The 15,229-nt window shown below is 70.1% G+C and carries 10 protein-coding genes and 2 pseudogenes; 6 read left to right on the top strand and 6 right to left on the bottom strand.

The genetic code is table 11. From position 1 onward, the window contains the following. Positions 1-65: 65 nt before the first annotated feature. Entirely contained in the window at positions 66-2,159 is a 2,094-nt protein-coding gene (gene ppk1 / locus P1K89_RS17435; RefSeq protein ID WP_284617753.1) for a polyphosphate kinase 1, read from the bottom strand. 107 nt (positions 2,160-2,266) lie between these two features. On the opposite strand from ppk1, the gene P1K89_RS17430 reads away from it, so the two are divergent. Both P1K89_RS17430 and P1K89_RS17425 read left to right on the top strand, forming a co-directional pair. After that, positions 2,267-3,766: a CYTH and CHAD domain-containing protein gene (locus P1K89_RS17430; RefSeq protein ID WP_284617752.1), complete on the top strand. Its 1,500-nt coding sequence runs from the start codon at positions 2,267-2,269 to the stop codon at positions 3,764-3,766. Positions 3,767-3,936: 170 nt separating this feature from the next. Continuing rightward, on the top strand, positions 3,937-4,191 hold the full coding sequence (locus P1K89_RS17425; RefSeq protein ID WP_284617751.1) for a PsiF family protein: 255 nt from the start codon (positions 3,937-3,939) through the stop codon (positions 4,189-4,191). Positions 4,192-4,245: 54 nt separating this feature from the next. Here P1K89_RS17425 and P1K89_RS17420 read toward each other — a convergent pair whose 3' ends face one another. Next, on the bottom strand, positions 4,246-7,494 hold the full coding sequence (locus P1K89_RS17420; RefSeq protein ID WP_284617750.1) for a sensor histidine kinase: 3,249 nt from the start codon (positions 7,492-7,494) through the stop codon (positions 4,246-4,248). Positions 7,495-7,642: 148 nt separating this feature from the next. On the opposite strand from P1K89_RS17420, the gene P1K89_RS17415 reads away from it, so the two are divergent. Continuing rightward, on the top strand, positions 7,643-9,454 hold the full coding sequence (locus P1K89_RS17415) for a response regulator (protein WP_284617749.1): 1,812 nt from the start codon (positions 7,643-7,645) through the stop codon (positions 9,452-9,454). 28 nt (positions 9,455-9,482) lie between these two features. Here P1K89_RS17415 and P1K89_RS17410 read toward each other — a convergent pair whose 3' ends face one another. The 4 genes from P1K89_RS17410 to P1K89_RS17395 all read right to left on the bottom strand — a co-directional run bounded on the left by P1K89_RS17410 (position 9,483) and on the right by P1K89_RS17395 (position 12,644). Then, a complete protein-coding gene (locus P1K89_RS17410; RefSeq protein WP_284618041.1) occupies positions 9,483-11,618 on the bottom strand; it encodes a copper-transporting P-type ATPase in 2,136 nt (711 codons plus the stop codon). A 188-nt stretch (positions 11,619-11,806) separates the two neighbouring features. Then, positions 11,807-12,100: a hypothetical protein gene (locus tag P1K89_RS17405; protein WP_284617748.1), complete on the bottom strand. Its 294-nt coding sequence runs from the start codon at positions 12,098-12,100 to the stop codon at positions 11,807-11,809. Positions 12,101-12,103: 3 nt separating this feature from the next. Beyond that, on the bottom strand, positions 12,104-12,361 hold the full coding sequence (locus tag P1K89_RS17400; RefSeq protein ID WP_284617747.1) for a hypothetical protein: 258 nt from the start codon (positions 12,359-12,361) through the stop codon (positions 12,104-12,106). Positions 12,362-12,404: 43 nt separating this feature from the next. Next, positions 12,405-12,644: a DUF2933 domain-containing protein gene (locus P1K89_RS17395; RefSeq protein WP_439898001.1), complete on the bottom strand. Its 240-nt coding sequence runs from the start codon at positions 12,642-12,644 to the stop codon at positions 12,405-12,407. Between the two features lie 283 nt (positions 12,645-12,927). Here P1K89_RS17395 and P1K89_RS17390 point away from each other — a divergent pair. The 3 genes and pseudogenes from P1K89_RS17390 (at position 12,928) to P1K89_RS17380 (ending at position 15,139) form a co-directional block, all read left to right on the top strand. Next, positions 12,928-14,346: pseudogene (locus P1K89_RS17390) on the top strand (ISNCY family transposase). Between the two features lie 168 nt (positions 14,347-14,514). Beyond that, positions 14,515-14,838: pseudogene (locus P1K89_RS33390) on the top strand (helix-turn-helix domain-containing protein); the annotation flags it as partial. Positions 14,839-14,869: 31 nt separating this feature from the next. Beyond that, complete coding sequence (locus P1K89_RS17380) at positions 14,870-15,139, top strand: hypothetical protein (RefSeq protein WP_284618048.1); 270 nt, start codon at positions 14,870-14,872, stop codon at positions 15,137-15,139. Positions 15,140-15,229 lie beyond the last annotated feature (90 nt).

The raw sequence follows: 15,229 nt of genomic DNA, 5'->3' as shown, positions 1-15,229 counted from the left end.
TCGCACGTTCCGCGCACGTTCCGCGTAACGACAGGTCGGCGTGCCGTCGCCGGCCCGCCGACCGTTCAGCCGCCGCCGAAGCGCCCCATCAGCGCCTGCTGCGCCGACGGGCCGTCCGGGTCGTCGATGCGCGTATAGGTCCCGTCGGAGGCCTGCACCCAGGCGTCGCGCCGGTCGTGCAGGTAGGGCACCAGGCACTCGTCGATCACGCGCTGCCGCATGGCCGCGTCATTCACGCGCCAGGCCACCTCGATGCGGCCGAACATGTTGCGGCCCATCCAGTCGGCGCTCGACAGGTAGAGCACCTCGTCCTGCTCGCGCGGACCGAAGCGGAAGTACATGACGCGGGTGTGCTCGAGGAAGCGGCCGACGATGGAGCGCACGCGGATGCGGTCGGTGACGCCCGGCAGCCCGGCCGGCAGCATGCACGCGCCGCGCACGATCAGGTCGACCTGCGCGCCCGCCTGCGCGGCGGCGGCCAGCGCGCCGATCAGGCGCGGTTCGGTCAGCGCGTTGATCTTGACCACCACCCGCGCCGGCTGGCCGTCGGCCGCGGCCTGGGCGACGTCGGCCAGGTGGCCCATCAGCCCGCGGTGCAGCGCGAAGGGGGCGGTCAGCAGCGCGCGCTGCGGCCGCACCCGGGTCAGGCTGGTCAGCTGCAGGAACACCGAGTCGGCGTCGGCGGTCAGGTCGGGGTCGGCGGTCAGCACGCCGATGTCGGTGTAGTGCTGGGCCGTCTTCGAGTTGTAGTTGCCGGTCGACAGGTGGGCGTAGCGGCGCAGCGCCGGCCGCCCGTCGGAGCCCGGCTCGCGCCGCGTGATCAGCATCAGCTTCGCGTGGGTCTTGAAGCCGACGATGCCGTAGACCACCTGGGCGCCCACCGCCTCGAGCCGCTCGGCCCAGTTGATGTTGGCCTCTTCGTCGTAGCGCGCCTTCAGCTCGACGACCACCGTCACTTCCTTGCCGCGCCGCGCCGCGTCGATCAACAGGTCCATCAGCACCGACTCGTTGCCGGTGCGGTAGATCGTCAGCTTGACGGCCAGCACGTCGGGGTCGTGCACCGCCTCGCGCAGGAACTGCACCACCGGCTCGAAGCTCTCGAACGGATGGTGCAGCATCACGTCACCGTCGTGCAGCTGCTCGAAGATCGACTTGCCGATCACCAGCCGGCGCTTCGGCCACGACGGCTCGTAGCGCGGAAAGCGCAGCGGCGGCGCATCGACCTGGTCGATCAGCTCGTTCAGGCGGCCGAGGTTGACCGGCCCGTTGACGCGGTAGAGCGCGGCCTCCGGCAACCCGAACTGGTCGAGCAGGAAGCGCCACAGCTCCTCGGGGCAGCTCTGCACCACCTCGAGCCGGATCGCCTGGCCGTAGTGGCGCGTCGTCAGGCCGCTGCGCAGCGCCTGGCGCAGGTTGGCCACGTCGACGCCATCGACCTCGAGGTCGGAATCCCGCGTGACCCGGAACTGCGAGAACGACACGACCGGCCGGCCGGTGAACAGCCGCTCCAGGTTCGCGCGGATGACGCTGGTCAGCAGCACGAAGGCCTGCACGCCGGGGGGACACAGCGCCTGCGGCAGCCGGATGACGCGGGGCAGGGCGCGCGGCACCTTGACGATGGCGATCGAGCTGTCGCGCCCGAACGCATCGCGGCCGCCCAGCCGCACGATGAAGTTCAGCGACTTGTTGGCGACCTGCGGGAAGGGATGCGCCGGGTCCAGCCCGACGGGCACCAGCAGCGGCCGCACGTCGCGCTCGAAGTAGGCGTCGGTCCACTGGCGCTGCGCTTCGTTGCGCTCGGCGTGGTTGATGATGACGATGCCCTCGCGCTGCAGCGCCGGCATGATCTGGTCGTTGAGGATGCGGTACTGCTCGTCGATCAGCGCGTGGGCTTCGCGCGCGGCCTCGCGCAACGAGGCACGCTGCTCGCTGTCCGGCGGCGACGGGCGCGAGCTCTCCAGCGCGTCCGCGAAGCGCACCTCGAAGAATTCGTCGAGGTTGGACGAGACGATCGTCACGTAGCGCAGCCGCTCGAGCTGCGGCACGTCGTCGCGGCAGGCCTGCGCGAGCACGCGCCGGTTGAACGCCAGGATGGCCCGCTCGCGGTTGAGCAGCGGCGGCATCGCGATGCGGGGTGCGGCGCTGACGGCGGCAATCATCGAATCAGTTTATGACCGGCATGCGACAGCCGCGTGACAGCGGCCGGGTGGCGCGGCCTGCGGGCTGCCCGGGGGCGGCGGGCAGGGGCGGCGGCCGATCACAATCGATGCTTTCGACCGGGGCAGGGCGCATGCGCGAGTTCGAGATCAAGTTCCAGGTGCCGGAGGCCGCGCGGCTCGCGCTGGGCAACGAACTGCGGCGCCGCGGCGCCCGATCGATCGCTCTGGCCGCGCTCTATTTCGACACCGCGGACGGCCTGCTCGCGCAGCACCGCGTCGCGCTGCGCCTGCGCAAGGAAGGCCGGCGCTGGGTGCAGACGCTGAAGGCCGCCGGCGGCAGCGCGCTGGACCGGCTGGAGCACAACGTGCCGATCCGGGTGGCGGCCGGCACGCGGCCGGTGCCGGTCCTGGCGCGGCACGACGGCACCGAGGTCGGCCGGCGCCTGCGCGAGGCGCTCGGCGACCGGCCGGAGGACGCGCTGATCGAGCGTTATGCCACCGACGTGACCCGGTTGGCGGTGCGCCTGCAATGGCCGGACAGCGAGGTCGAGGCGGCGTTCGACATCGGGCAGGTGCGGGCCGGCGATCGTGCGCTGCCGATCTGCGAGCTCGAGCTCGAGCACTGCGCCGGCGGTCTGCACGAGCTGTTCGAGCTGGCCCGGCTGTGGCGCGGTGCCGGGCAGCTGTGGCTGGATGCGCGGCCGAAGTCGCAGCGTGGATCGCAGCTGGCCGAGGGCCTGCTGCACGGCGCCGCGGTGCCATCGCGCCTGCCGCTGCTGGATGCCGCGATGGACAGCGAGGCGCTGGTGCGCGCGGTGGTCGACACGGCGCTCGAGCAGGTGCTGGCCAACGCCAGCGAGCTGGCCGCCGGCAGCACCGACGAGGGCCATGTGCACCAGCTGCGCGTCGGCCTGCGCCGGCTGCGCATCGCCCTGCAGGAGCTGGGCCCGCTGGCGCAGGGCATCGACGCCGCGTGGGCTCCAGCGCTGGCGCAGACCTTCGGCCGCCTGGGGCGCCTGCGCGACGATGCGACGGTGGCCCGCGCGGTGCACGGGCTGCTGGAGGGCGCCGGCGCGCCGAAGCTCGCCTGGCCGGTGGAGACGACAGCGGCCGATGCCGCCGCGATCGTGCGCGAGGCGACCTTCCAGGACACCCTGATCGGGCTGCTGCGCTGGACCTCGAGCGCGCCCGGCGCGGCGGCGGCGTTGTCCGCCGCGGCGGCGCGCACGCAGGTGGCGCGGCGCCTGTCGACGCTGCACAAGCAGGCGGCCCGCGCCGGCCGGGATTTCGAGCAGCTGCCGTCGGAGGAACAGCACCAGGTGCGCAAGCGCCTGAAGCGCCTGCGCTACCTTGCGGAGTTCGTCGCCTCGCTGTGGCCGCGCAAGCCGGCCCGGCGCTACCTGAAGCGGCTGGCGCCGGCGCAGGACGCCCTGGGGCGCCACAACGACATCGTGGTGGCGCAGCAGAAGTTCCAGGCCGATGCGCAGCACGACCCGCTGTCGCTCTTCGCCGCCGGCTTCCTGCGCGCGCACCAGGCGGTCACCGCGGGCGCGGCGGGCGCAGCGCTGCGCAACGTCGAGCGCACCCGGCGCTTCTGGAAGCGCTGAGGCGGGTCGCGTGCCGCGCGGCCCGGCGCCCGGCCCGCACACGGCCCGCACACGGCCCGCACACGGCCCCCTCGGGGAAGTCACCGTTGGGCGCTGCCGCGGTTGCGCGCAGGATCGACGGTGGCCGCTCGTCCCGGCACCGGAACGAGGCCCTGAACAGGAGTCGAACGATGCGTACCGTGATGTTCATCAGCCTGCTGCTCGTCGCGACCCCCGGCTGGGCGGCCGATCAGACCTGCACCAAGGCCGCCGAGGAGAAGAAGCTGGCCGGCGCCGCGCGCACCGCCTTCCTCAAGAAGTGCGAGAAGGACGCCGCTGCCAAGTGCGAAGCCGCCGCCGCCGAGAAGAAACTGGCCGGCGCCGCGAAGACGTCGTCGGTGAAGAAGTGCACGAGCGAAGCGATGGGGGGCGGCTGGGAGCCCTGACGAGCCGGGCCGCCGCGGTCCTGCCCCGCCCAGGGCGCCGGTGCGTGGGGCTTCTCAAGTGTGCTGGCCTGGCCGGTCGGCGTTTTCCGCGGGCGCCCGCTCGCGCCGCAGCGCATGCCACCAGTGCCGGGCCTGCGTGGTCGCAACGTAGGCGTGGCCGTCGGGCACCCGCAGTTCCACCTCGGTGCCGCGTCCGTTCCCGCTGCGCACCTCCAGCTGCCCGCCGATGACGCCGGCGCGCTCGCGCATGCCCGGCAGCCCGAAGTGGCTGCCCGGCTGCTGGCCCTCGAGCGTCGCTGGTTCGATGCCCTTGCCGTCGTCGACGATCGACAACCGGAACTGCCGCGCGCCGTAGTGCAGCGTGACCGTGACGTGCCGTGCCTCGGCGTGGTGGAAGCTGTTGCGCAGCGCCTCGCCGGCGATGCGGCACGCTTCCTCGCGCACGAGCGGGTTCAGGCCGCGCGACGCGCCGTCGACCGCGACACCGACGACGGGCGCGGTGCCTGCATGCTGCTTGGTCAGGTCGGCGCCGATCGCGGCGATCGCCTCGGCGAGATCGTTGACCTCGACGGTGGAGGCCCGCAGGCCCTGCACGGCGTCGCGCCCTTCGGCGATCGCCGCCTCGGCACGGTCCAGCGCGAGCTCGAGCCGCTGCTTGGCGTCGAGCGGCCGCTCCGGCAGCACGTTCATCGCCGCACGGAACCACAGCAGCGAGGCCTGGTAGGTCTGCAGCAGCGTGTCGTGCAGGTCGCGCGCGATGCGCGCACGCTCGCCGAGCCGCGCATAGAGCGCGATCTCGAACCGGCGGTGCAACTGGCGCACGCGCAGGCGGTACGCGAGCCAGAGCGCGGTGAGCAGCACCGCGGCGGCGAGGATCCGGAACCACCAGGTCGCGTACCAGGGCGGCGGAACGTGGATCTTCAGCGCCATCGCGCTGTCGTTCCAGTCGCCCCGCGCGCCCCGGGCCTGGACCAGGAACGTGTAGTCGCCGGCCGGCAGCATCGTGTACGTCGCGCTGCGCCGGGCGCTGTCCGTCTCGTTCCACTTCGCTTCGAAGCCTTCGAGCCGGTACCGATAACGAGTGCGCTCCGGATCGACGTAGTTCAAGGCGGCGAAGTCGAACGACACGATGCTGTCCGATGCCAGCGCCAGCGATGCCGCGGACCAGATGGGCTGCTTCAGCGGCCCGCTTCCCGGCAGCACCGGCTCGCCGAACAGGCGGAAATCGGTGAGGAACACCGGCGGCGCGCGCCCGCGCTCGACGACCTGCCCGGGGGAGAACGCCACCAGCCCCTTCTGCGAGCCGAAGAACATCTCGCCGCTCGTGCTCCTGACGGCGACCACGGGGTTGGCGAAGCGATCGGTCAACAGGCCGTCCGAGGCGTGATAGTTCGTGAAGGACGCGGCCCGCGGATCGAAGCGCGACAGCCCGTTCGGGGTGCTCAGCCACAGACGTCCGTCGTCTTCTTCGAGGATGCCGAGCACGGTGTCCGCGGGCAGTCCGGAGCGCGCGCCGAACGACGTGAACGTGGCGTCGCGCGGATCGAGCTTGCCCAGGCCGCGGAAGGTCGCGGCCCACACCGTGCCCGCGCGGTCGACGTGCACCGAATTCACCCGGTTGTGGCCCGGCGGATGCGCTGCACGCAGCTCGGCATCGAAGACCCGGAAGGTGCCCGCGCGCGGATCGAACCGCTGGACGCCGCGCGAGGCCGTCGCCAGCCACAGGGCGCCGCTCGCGTCCTCGGCGATCGAGCGGTACTGGACCAGGCCTTTTGGTTGCGGCCGGAAGGTCGTGAAGTCCTCCGTCGCGGGCTCCCAGCGGCTCAGGCCGAAGTCCGTCGCGATCCACAGGCTGCCGCCACGATCGACCCGCAGCGCCGTGATCCGGTTGTGGTTCAGCGATCGCGCATTGGCGGGCTCGTGCACGAAGGTCGTGTACCGGCCCGCACGGGGATCGAAGCGAACGAGACCGTTGCCGTTCGTGCCCAGCCACAGGTGGCCGGAGGTGTCCTTCGCGATCGCGCTGACCCCCTGGTTGAAGACCGGCTGGTCGATGCGCACGACCTGGTCGGACGTGCGGTCCACCCGGTTCAGGCCGCGGTCCGTGCCGATCCACAGCAGGTCGGGATCTTCGGCGTAGGCCGCGGTCACCGCGCCCTTGCCGAGGCTCTGCGGGACATCCTCATGGTGGCGGTAGGCGCGGAAGCGCGGACGCTCGGTGTCGAAGCGGTAGACCGCCCCTGACTTCGTCGTCGACCAGAAGCGCCCCTCGCGATCCCTGAACACGCCGATCACGAGGTCGTCACGCAGGCCGTCGGGATCATCCGGGTTGCTCTGGTACCAGACGGCCTGCTGGCGATCCGGCGTCAGCTTCACGAGGCCGAGCTTGTTGGTGCCGAGCCAGAGCGCCCGGTCGTGATCCTCCTGGATCGAGACCACGCCGGACGAGGCGTTCGGCGCCAGGCCGCCGTTCCGGAACGCATAGACCGTCACCTGGCCGCTGGCCACGTCCACCGCGGCCAGGTCGCCGCCGGAGGACAGGCCGAACCACAGCGTTCCGCCGCTGTCCTGGAACGGCCGCGATGGAAAGCCGGTGCTGACGAAGCGGCGTCCCGAAGATGTCTGCAGCCTGTCGTGGCGGATGACCTTGCCCGAGCGCCGGTCGAAGGCGTAGAGCCCCTCGCTGCTGGTGATCCACAGCGTGCCGTCCTTCGCGGCGAGCATCGCGATGACGCGCGTCTCGCCGACCCCGGGCGTGTAGCGCGGCCGATGGCACGTCGTCTTCGACGTGACCGGATCGAGCGCCGTCACGCCGTCGTCCGTCGCGAGCCAGATCAGGCCCTCCTGGTCCTCGACGATGTCGTGGGCGATCGCGACAGTGCCGCAAGCCTCGTTCGGCGACCGGTATTGCGTGAAGCTGCCGGTCTCGGGGTCGTACCGGTTGAGGGAGTCGTCGGCACCGATCCACAGCCGGCCCGCGCGGTCGGTGGCCAGCGAATGGCCGATGATGTGGCCGACGCTCTGCGACCGCTGTCCCTCCGGCACCTTCATGAAGCCGTAGCCGTCGTAACGCCGCAGGCCGTCGGCGGCGCTCAGCCAGAGAAAGCCGTACCGGTCCTGCGCCAGCCGTTGCAGCGCGAGCGGCGGGGAGGGCGCGCGCAGCGCGTGGAAGGGGATAGGGGCGCCCGCGACGAGCGCAACCTCGACGACGGCGATGTCCTGCGATCGGGCGAACCCGCAGGTCGCCAACGAGGCGACCAGGGCCGGGAACAGCGCAACGAAGCGACGGCTCCACGTCTTCATACACCGGACCTCTCCGCCCTCAGGTGGCGCGATGGAATTCTAGGTCGCTGCCGGTCGAACCGCCCCCGGATTGTCGGGAGTACAGTCGGCCGGCACTGGCCCTTTCGGAGCCCGCGTACGGGCGCTTCCGACCCGGCGAGATCGGCGAATGACCGAAGACTTGGCACCCATCAAGGTTCTCTGCGTCGACGACCACCCGATCGTGCGGCAAGGCATCGCCACGCTGCTGGGCGCGGAGCCGGACATGGCCTTCGTGGCCGAAGCGTCGAACGGGCGCGAAGCGATCCAGCAGTTCCGCATCCACCGCCCGGACATCACGCTGATGGACCTGCAGATGCCCGGCATGAGCGGGCTCGAGGCGATCAGCAACATCCGCGCCGAGTTCCCGGACGCACGCATCCTCGTGCTCACCACCTATGCCGACGACGCCAATGCGCAGCGCGCGCTGCAGGCCGGCGCGTGCGGCTACCTGCTGAAGAACGCGTTGCACCGCGAGCTGCTCGAAGCCATCCGCACCGTGCACAACGGCCGCAAGGCGCTGCCCTCGCAGGGGTCGTTCGAGCTGGCCGCGCAGGTGGCGGACGCGGGCCTGCTGCCGGCAGAGATCGGCGTGCTGCGGTTCATCGCCGAGGGCCCTGCCTACCCGGAGATCGCCCGGGCGCTGGGCGTCAGCGTAGAAGCGGTCGAGGACCAGGTGCAGAGCATCCTGTCGAAGACGAGCGCCGGGGAGGGCCCGCCGGCCGGGCAGGATGCTTCCGAGGGCGGGTTGCTGCAGGCCGAGCGCGCCGCGCGCTTTGCCGCCGAGCAGGCCAACCGCGCGAAGAGCGAGTTCCTGGCGAACATGAGCCACGAATTGCGCGCACCGCTGCATGCTGTGCTGGGCTACGCGCAACTGCTGGCCAAGGACGCCGGCCTGAGCGCGCGGCAGGAGCGCGGCTTGAACACCATCCAGGAGAGCGGGGCCCAGCTGCTGTCGCTCATCAACGACATCCTCGACCTGGCGCGCATCGAGGCGGGCCGCACCGAGCTGAACCCGGTGCCGCTGCCGTTGCCCACCTTCCTGCAGGCGGCGCTTGAACTGATGCTGGTGAAGGCCGAGGAGAAGCGGCTGGCCCTGGTGTTCGAGGCCGGCACGGGCCTGCCGAGGTTCGTGGTGGCGGACGAACGCCGGCTGCGCCAGGTGCTGCTGAACCTGCTGGGCAATGCGATCAAGTTCACCGACCGCGGCACCGTGACGTTGCGGGCCTCGGCCGAGCCGCAGGGCCCGTCGCAGGTGTTGCTGCGGCTGGTGGTCGAGGACACCGGCGTCGGCCTGCGCCCCGAGGACCTGGAACGCATCTTCCTTCCCTTCGCGCAGGTGGGCGATGCCGATCGCCGCAACGCCGGTACCGGGCTTGGCCTGGCGATCACGCGCGCGCTGGTGAACGACATGGGCGGACAGGTGCGGGTGAGCAGCGAACCGGGCCGCGGCACCCGGTTCGAGGTGGACCTGCCGTTGCCGGTGGCGCCGCTGGCGCAGGCCCCCGGGCACCTGTCCGCCGTCGCGCGCTACGCGGGCCCGCCGCGGCGAGTGCTGGTGGTCGACGACGTCGCTTCGAACCGCGCTTTGATGTGCGACTTCCTGAGCAACGCCGGATTCGAAGTGGCGCAGGCGGACGACGGCGGCCGGATGCTGGTGACTGCGAAATGCTTCCGGCCGGACCTGATCCTGATGGCCATCGCGGTGCCGCCGGTGGACGCCGTGGAGGCCACGCGCCGATTGCGGCGCGATGCCGATCTGGCCGCTGTGCCGGTGATCGCGGTCTCGGCCTCGACCACCGCCGCGGACCGTGCCGCCTGCCTGCAGGCCGGGGTCAACGTGTTCCTCACCATGCCGGTCTCGCTGGAGACGCTTCAGGCCCACATCGGCACGGCGCTCGGCTTGCGATGGATCGAGCCGGGCGAGGGCGGTTCATGTTGAACAGTTCGCGCACCGTCGTGCGACCTGTTCAATCAACCTGGACACGCCGCAGTCGAAGCGCGTTGCCGATGACGCTGACCGACGACAGGGCCATCGCCGCAGCGGCGACCACCGGCGACAGCAGCACGCCGAAGAAGGGATACAGCACGCCCGCCGCGAGCGGGATGCCGGCCACGTTGTAGGCGAAGCTCAGGAAGAGGTTCTGCCGGATGTTGCGCATCGTGGCGCGCGAAAGCGTCCGGGCGCGCAGCAGGCCGGTCAGGTCGCCCTTGAGCAAGGTGATGCCTGCGCTTTCCATCGCGACATCGGTACCGGTGCCCATCGCGATGCCGACCGTGGCCTGGGCAAGGGCAGGGGCATCGTTGACGCCATCACCGGCCATGGCGACGACACGACCTTCGGCCTGCAGTCGCTTGACCACCGCGGCCTTGTCTTCCGGAAACACCTCGGCGACCACGTCGTCGATGCCGAGCTGGCGCCCAACGGCGTCGGCGGTGGTCCTGCCGTCGCCTGTCAACATCACGACGCGCACGCCGGCCGCCTTGAGGCCGGCCAGCGCCTGAGGCGTGGTCGCCTTGATGGGGTCGGCAATGGCGACGAAGCCTGCCAGCCTGCCGCCGATGCCCACGAAGATGACCGTGGCCGCCGCCTGTCGCTGGGCTTCGGCGGAGGGTGCGAGGGACGCCGCGTCGATGTCGTGTTCGGCCAGGAACCTGGCGCTGCCGGAGACCACGACCTGTCCCTCGACCGTCCCCATGACGCCCTTGCCGACGGGAGAGTCGAAGTCCGTGACGGGGGCGAGCGGAAGCTTGCGCGCCTGGGCGTCCATCACGATGGCCATCGCCAACGGATGCTCGCTGGCGCGCTCGACGCTCGCGAGCCTTTGCAGGACATCTTCCGCAGTGAACCCGGGGGCCGGCTCGATGTGAACGACCTTGGGTCGTCCTTCGGTCAGCGTTCCCGTCTTGTCGACCACCAGCGTATCGACCTTCTCCATCTTCTCGAGCGCCTCGGCGTCCCGTATCAGCACGCCATGCTGGGCGCCCTTGCCGACGCCCACCATGATGGACATCGGCGTGGCCAGGCCGAGCGCACAAGGGCACGCGATGATGAGGACCGCGACTGCCGTGATCAGCGCATAGGTGAATGCCGGCGAGGGCCCCCAGACCAGCCACGCGATGAACGTCAGCACCGCCACGAGGATCACCACCGGCACGAACCAGCCGGCCACCTGGTCGGCCATTCGCTGGATGGGCGCACGGCTGCGCTGCGCGGCCGCCACCATGTGCACGATCTGGGAAAGCAGGGTGTCGGCGCCCACCTTCTCGGCCCGCATCACGAAGCCGCCCGTCTGGTTCATCGTGCCAGCCGTGACCTTCGAGCCCGCTGCCTTCGCGACCGGGATGGGCTCGCCCGTCACCATCGACTCGTCGACGTTCCCCTTGCCCTCGGTGAGCTCGCCATCCACCGGCACCTTCTCGCCGGGGCGAACCCGCAGCAGGTCGCCAACCTGGATGCTGTCGACCTGGACAGTCTCGTCGTGGCCCTGCGCATCGACCTTCACCGCCGTCTTGGGCGCCAGTCCGAGCAGCGCCTTGATGGCACCGGACGTCTTCTCCCGCGCCCGCAGCTCCAGCACCTGGCCCAGCAGCACCAGCACCGTGATGACCGCCGCGGCCTCGAAGTACACCGCGACCGCGCCGCTGTCGCCGCGAAGCGCCGGAGGGAACAGCGCCGGCATCAGCGTCGCGACGATGCTGTAGAGCCACGCCGCACCGGTGCCCAGCGCAATCAGCGAGAACATGTTCAGGCTGCGGTGCTTCACGGAAGCCACGGCTCGCGTGAAGAACGGCCAGCCCGCCCAGAGCACCACCGGGGTCCCCAGGAGCAGCTGAACCCAGTTCGACGTCTGCTGCGCGATGAGGTGGTGGATGTTGAAGAGGTGCCCGCCCATCTCGAGCGCGAACACGGGCACCGTCAGCGCGGTGCCGATCCAGAACCGCCGGGTCATGTCCCGCAGCTCGGGACTCTCGCCTTGTTCCGCCGTGGCGACCAGCGGCTCCAGCGCCATGCCGCAGATCGGGCAATGGCCCGGGCCCCTCTGGCGCACCTGCGGGTGCATCGGGCACGTGTACTCGACCTGCCCTGGGTCCCCCTGGGTCAACGGCTGCGGCGCGGCGGGGGCGTGGTGACTGTGGTCGTGATGGGCGTGGTGGGCGTGGTCGTGCTGGTGATGCTGGTGGTGCCGGTGGTGCTGGTCGCTGGAGGACGATGGCATGACGCGTTCTCCTGTTCCTGATGCAGTCTCGCCCTTCCCGTTGTGGGAAGGTCAAGAGCCGTGGCGGGCCGACCCTAGCGAGCTGTCATGCCTCGCGCAATCCAGAGGGCCAACCCGGCGAGGCAGGCCCAGCAGAGCCAGAACAGCGCCCGCTCCCACCACAGGGCCGGCCCTCGGCGGGCCTCCAGGCGGTACTTCAGCGACATGCCGATGCCGTGAACGACCAGGCCGCCCACGAGCAGCGGCACCGCGTACGTGCGCAGCCATTCCGGCGCCACGAGGGCCAGCCCCGCACCCAGGACGATGGCGCCGAGCCCCGATGCCAGCTCGGCCGCCTTCACGGACCGCGCGAACCCGGCGCTGTCCACCGCCTACTGCTGCTTGTGCATCTTGCCGTGGTCGTGCAGCGGCTTCTTCCTGGCGGCCGATGCCGCGGGGCCGGGCATGTCTGCGCAGGCCGAGGACTTCGGCGTGGGCGTTCCCTTCTCGGCACCGTGGTCGTGTCGGGCCTTCTTCTGGCAGTCCATCATCGGTGCGCTGGCGGAGGGCGTGGGGGCCGCTGGCTGAGCGAACGCCGAGACGGCAACGATGGCCACCGCGCCAGCGGCAAGGAGTCGAGCGAAGAACATGAAGGTCTCCAGGTGAATGGGGCGAAGTGCTGGCCGGTGCCTGCTACTTCGGTTGAGGGTCCTTTGACTGTTGCTGATCATGGTGGCCGTGGCCGTGCCCGTGCCCGCCGTGGAAGAAGTGCATCAGCGGGCACGCCAGGAGAAAGAGGTAGGGCACTGCCTGGGACACATGGGTCAGGTGCTCGGTCAGCAGGTAGTACGCGCCGACCAGGCCGGCAACAACCATGAACAGTCCGAACGGCGAGCGCCAGCGGGGACGGTTCGGCGATGCGTCTTCAACCACGTTGGGCCTCCTGCGTAGAAAGGCGCCCCGGCGAGGGACAGCGGCGAGATGGCACGCCCATTGTTGGACTGTGAATCGGGGCCGGACTTGACGGCGGACAAGCGAAGAACGAGGCGTCAGCTAACAGTAATTTGACATAATCAATATTGGCGATGCTCGCTGTGTAGGAGCAAAGTTCTAACGTCGCGTTTGGGCAAAGTTCAAACGTCGCATATTGGGCCGCTTCCAGGGAGCTGGGAGCACGGCCATGGCGGGTGCGACAGGTTCATCGGTGGTGATCACCATGACGATGCGCGACGTGGATCGCCTCAAGACGATCCAGGCGGTCGAGGACCGCATGCTTCGAGTGGGCCAAGCGGCGCGGCGGCTTCGGTTAAGTCGCAGGCAGCTTGAGCGGCTGTTGTTGCGGTACCGGGCCGAAGGCCCCATGGGCGTGGTTTCACGCAACCGTGGGCAGCCGAGCCACAACCAGCTCGAGCCTGGCCTCGCGCAGCGCGTTGTGAGCTTGATCCGGCAGCGCTACGAAGACTTCGGGCCGACCTTGGCGTGCGAGAAGCTGCGCGAGTGCCACGGCCTGGCGCTGAGCAAGGAGACCGTCCGGCAACTGATGATTCAGGCAGGTCTCTGGACACCGCGCCGTCAGCGACCGCCGCAGATCCACCAGCCGCGCAACCGTCGGGCGTGCCTGGGCGAACTGATCCAGATCGACGGCAGCGACCATCACTGGTTCGAGGACCGCGCGGCGGCATGCACGCTGCTGGTGTTCATCGACGACGCGACGAGCCGGCTGATGCAGCTGTACTTCGCGCCGACCGAGACCACCTTCGCGTACTTCGAGGCCGCGCGGGCGTACCTCGAGCGCTACGGCAAGCCGGTGGCGTTCTACAGCGACAAGGCCTCGATCTTCCGGCCCACGCGCGACTCGACGGAGTTCGGCCGCTCGGCCACGCAATTCGGGCGCGCGCTGTACGAGCTCAACATCGACACCTTCTGAGCGAACTCCAGCCAGGCCAAGGGCCGCGTGGAGCGCGCCAACCTCACGCTGCAGGACCGGTTGGTCAAGGAGCTGCGGCTGCGGCGGATCTCCACGATGGAGGCAGCCAACGCCTTCGCCCCGCACTTCGCCGCCGACTTCAACGCCCGCTTCGGCAAGGAGCCGCGCAGCGCGTTCGACGCCCACCGGCCGGTGCGGCGCGACGAGAACCTGGACGAGGTCTTCACGTGGCGCACGCAGCGCAAAGTAACGCAGTCGCTGACGCTGCAGCACGAGAAGCGCATCTACCTGCTGGCCGATTCACCGGACAACCGCAAGCTGATCCACCGCTACATCGACGTCTGGGAGTACCCGGACGGGCGACTGGAGATCCGGGCCGATGGCCGAGTGCTGCCCTATGAGCGCTACGACCGGCTGTCGACCCTGGATTCCGGCGCGGTGGTCGAGAACAAGCGCCTGGCCAGGGCGCTCGAAGTCGCCAAGGCCATTCAGGAGCAGCGTGACGACTGGCGGCGCAGCGTGGTGTCTCGAACGCACCGCGGCGAGCCGGCCAATGCGAACCACGCCGAGCGGCGCCCCGGCACCAAGACGCAACGCGCCTTTACGGCACAGGACATTCGCAATGTCGTAGAGCAGGTCTGCTCGGGCAAGAAGCCGAAACCGACGTTTGCGCCGCGCAAGCCGAGCCCTGCCCTCACCGCGCACTGAACACGGACTTGCCCACCGTCGGCGTTTGCGTGGCTGACCGCCACGCCGCCGGTGGACAAGGTCCTGCACCGAGCGATGCGCTCATCCCCGATGCGACATTTCAACTTAGCCAGCAGGGCGACATTTCAACTTGGCCTTGACATATGTTGTAGATCGGTGGTGATCACCATGACGATGCGCGACGTGGATCGCCTCAAGACGATCCAGGCGGTCGAGGACCGCATGCTTCGAGTGGGCCAAGCGGCGCGGCGGCTTCGGTTAAGTCGCAGGCAGCTTGAGCGGCTGTTGTTGCGGTACCGGGCCGAAGGCCCCATGGGCGTGGTTTCACGCAACCGTGGGCGGCCGAGCCACAACCAGCTCGAGCCTGGCCTCGCGCAGCGCGCTGTGAGCTTGATCCGGCAGCGTTACGAAGACTTCGGGCCGACCTTGGCGTGCGAGAAGCTGCGCGAGTGCCACGGCTTGGTGCTGAGCAAGGAGACCGTCCGGAAATTACGACCGGCTGTCGACCCTGGATTCCGGCGCTGTGGTCGAGAACAAGCGCCTGGCCATGGCGCTCGAAGTCGCCAAGGCCATTCAGGAGCAGCGTGACGACTGGCGGCGCAGCGTGGTGTCTCGAACGCACCGCGGCGAGCCGGCCAATGCGAACCACGCCGAGCGGCGCCCCGGCACCAAGACGCAACGCGCCTTTACCGCGCAGGACATCCGCGCTGTCGTCGAAGAGGTGTGCTCGGGCAAGAAGCCGAAACCGACGTTTGCGCCGCGCAAGCCGACCCCTGCCCTCACCGCGCACTGAACACGGACTTGCCCACCGTCGGCGTTTGCGTGACGGACCGCCACGCCGCCGGTGGACAAGGTCCTGCACCGAGCGCTGCGCTCAGCCCCG

The organism is Aquabacterium humicola, assembly GCF_030167915.1.
Taxonomy (GTDB): domain Bacteria; phylum Pseudomonadota; class Gammaproteobacteria; order Burkholderiales; family Burkholderiaceae_C; genus Pseudaquabacterium; species Pseudaquabacterium humicola.
The sequence above is the reverse complement of the archived record's forward strand: the minus strand, read 5'-3'. Positions and strand labels throughout refer to the sequence as shown.

What these genes read in the sequence shown, in the direction of transcription:
- ppk1 (WP_284617753.1), bottom strand. Translation starts at nt 2,159, where the DNA reads ATGATTGCCGCCGTCAGCGCCGCACCCCGCATCGCGATGCCGCCGCTG.
- P1K89_RS17425 (WP_284617751.1), top strand. Translation starts at nt 3,937, where the DNA reads ATGCGTACCGTGATGTTCATCAGCCTGCTGCTCGTCGCGACCCCCGGC.
- P1K89_RS17430 (WP_284617752.1), top strand. Translation starts at nt 2,267, where the DNA reads ATGCTTTCGACCGGGGCAGGGCGCATGCGCGAGTTCGAGATCAAGTTC.
- P1K89_RS17415 (WP_284617749.1), top strand. Translation starts at nt 7,643, where the DNA reads ATGACCGAAGACTTGGCACCCATCAAGGTTCTCTGCGTCGACGACCAC.
- P1K89_RS17420 (WP_284617750.1), bottom strand. Translation starts at nt 7,494, where the DNA reads ATGAAGACGTGGAGCCGTCGCTTCGTTGCGCTGTTCCCGGCCCTGGTC.
- P1K89_RS17400 (WP_284617747.1), bottom strand. Translation starts at nt 12,361, where the DNA reads ATGTTCTTCGCTCGACTCCTTGCCGCTGGCGCGGTGGCCATCGTTGCC.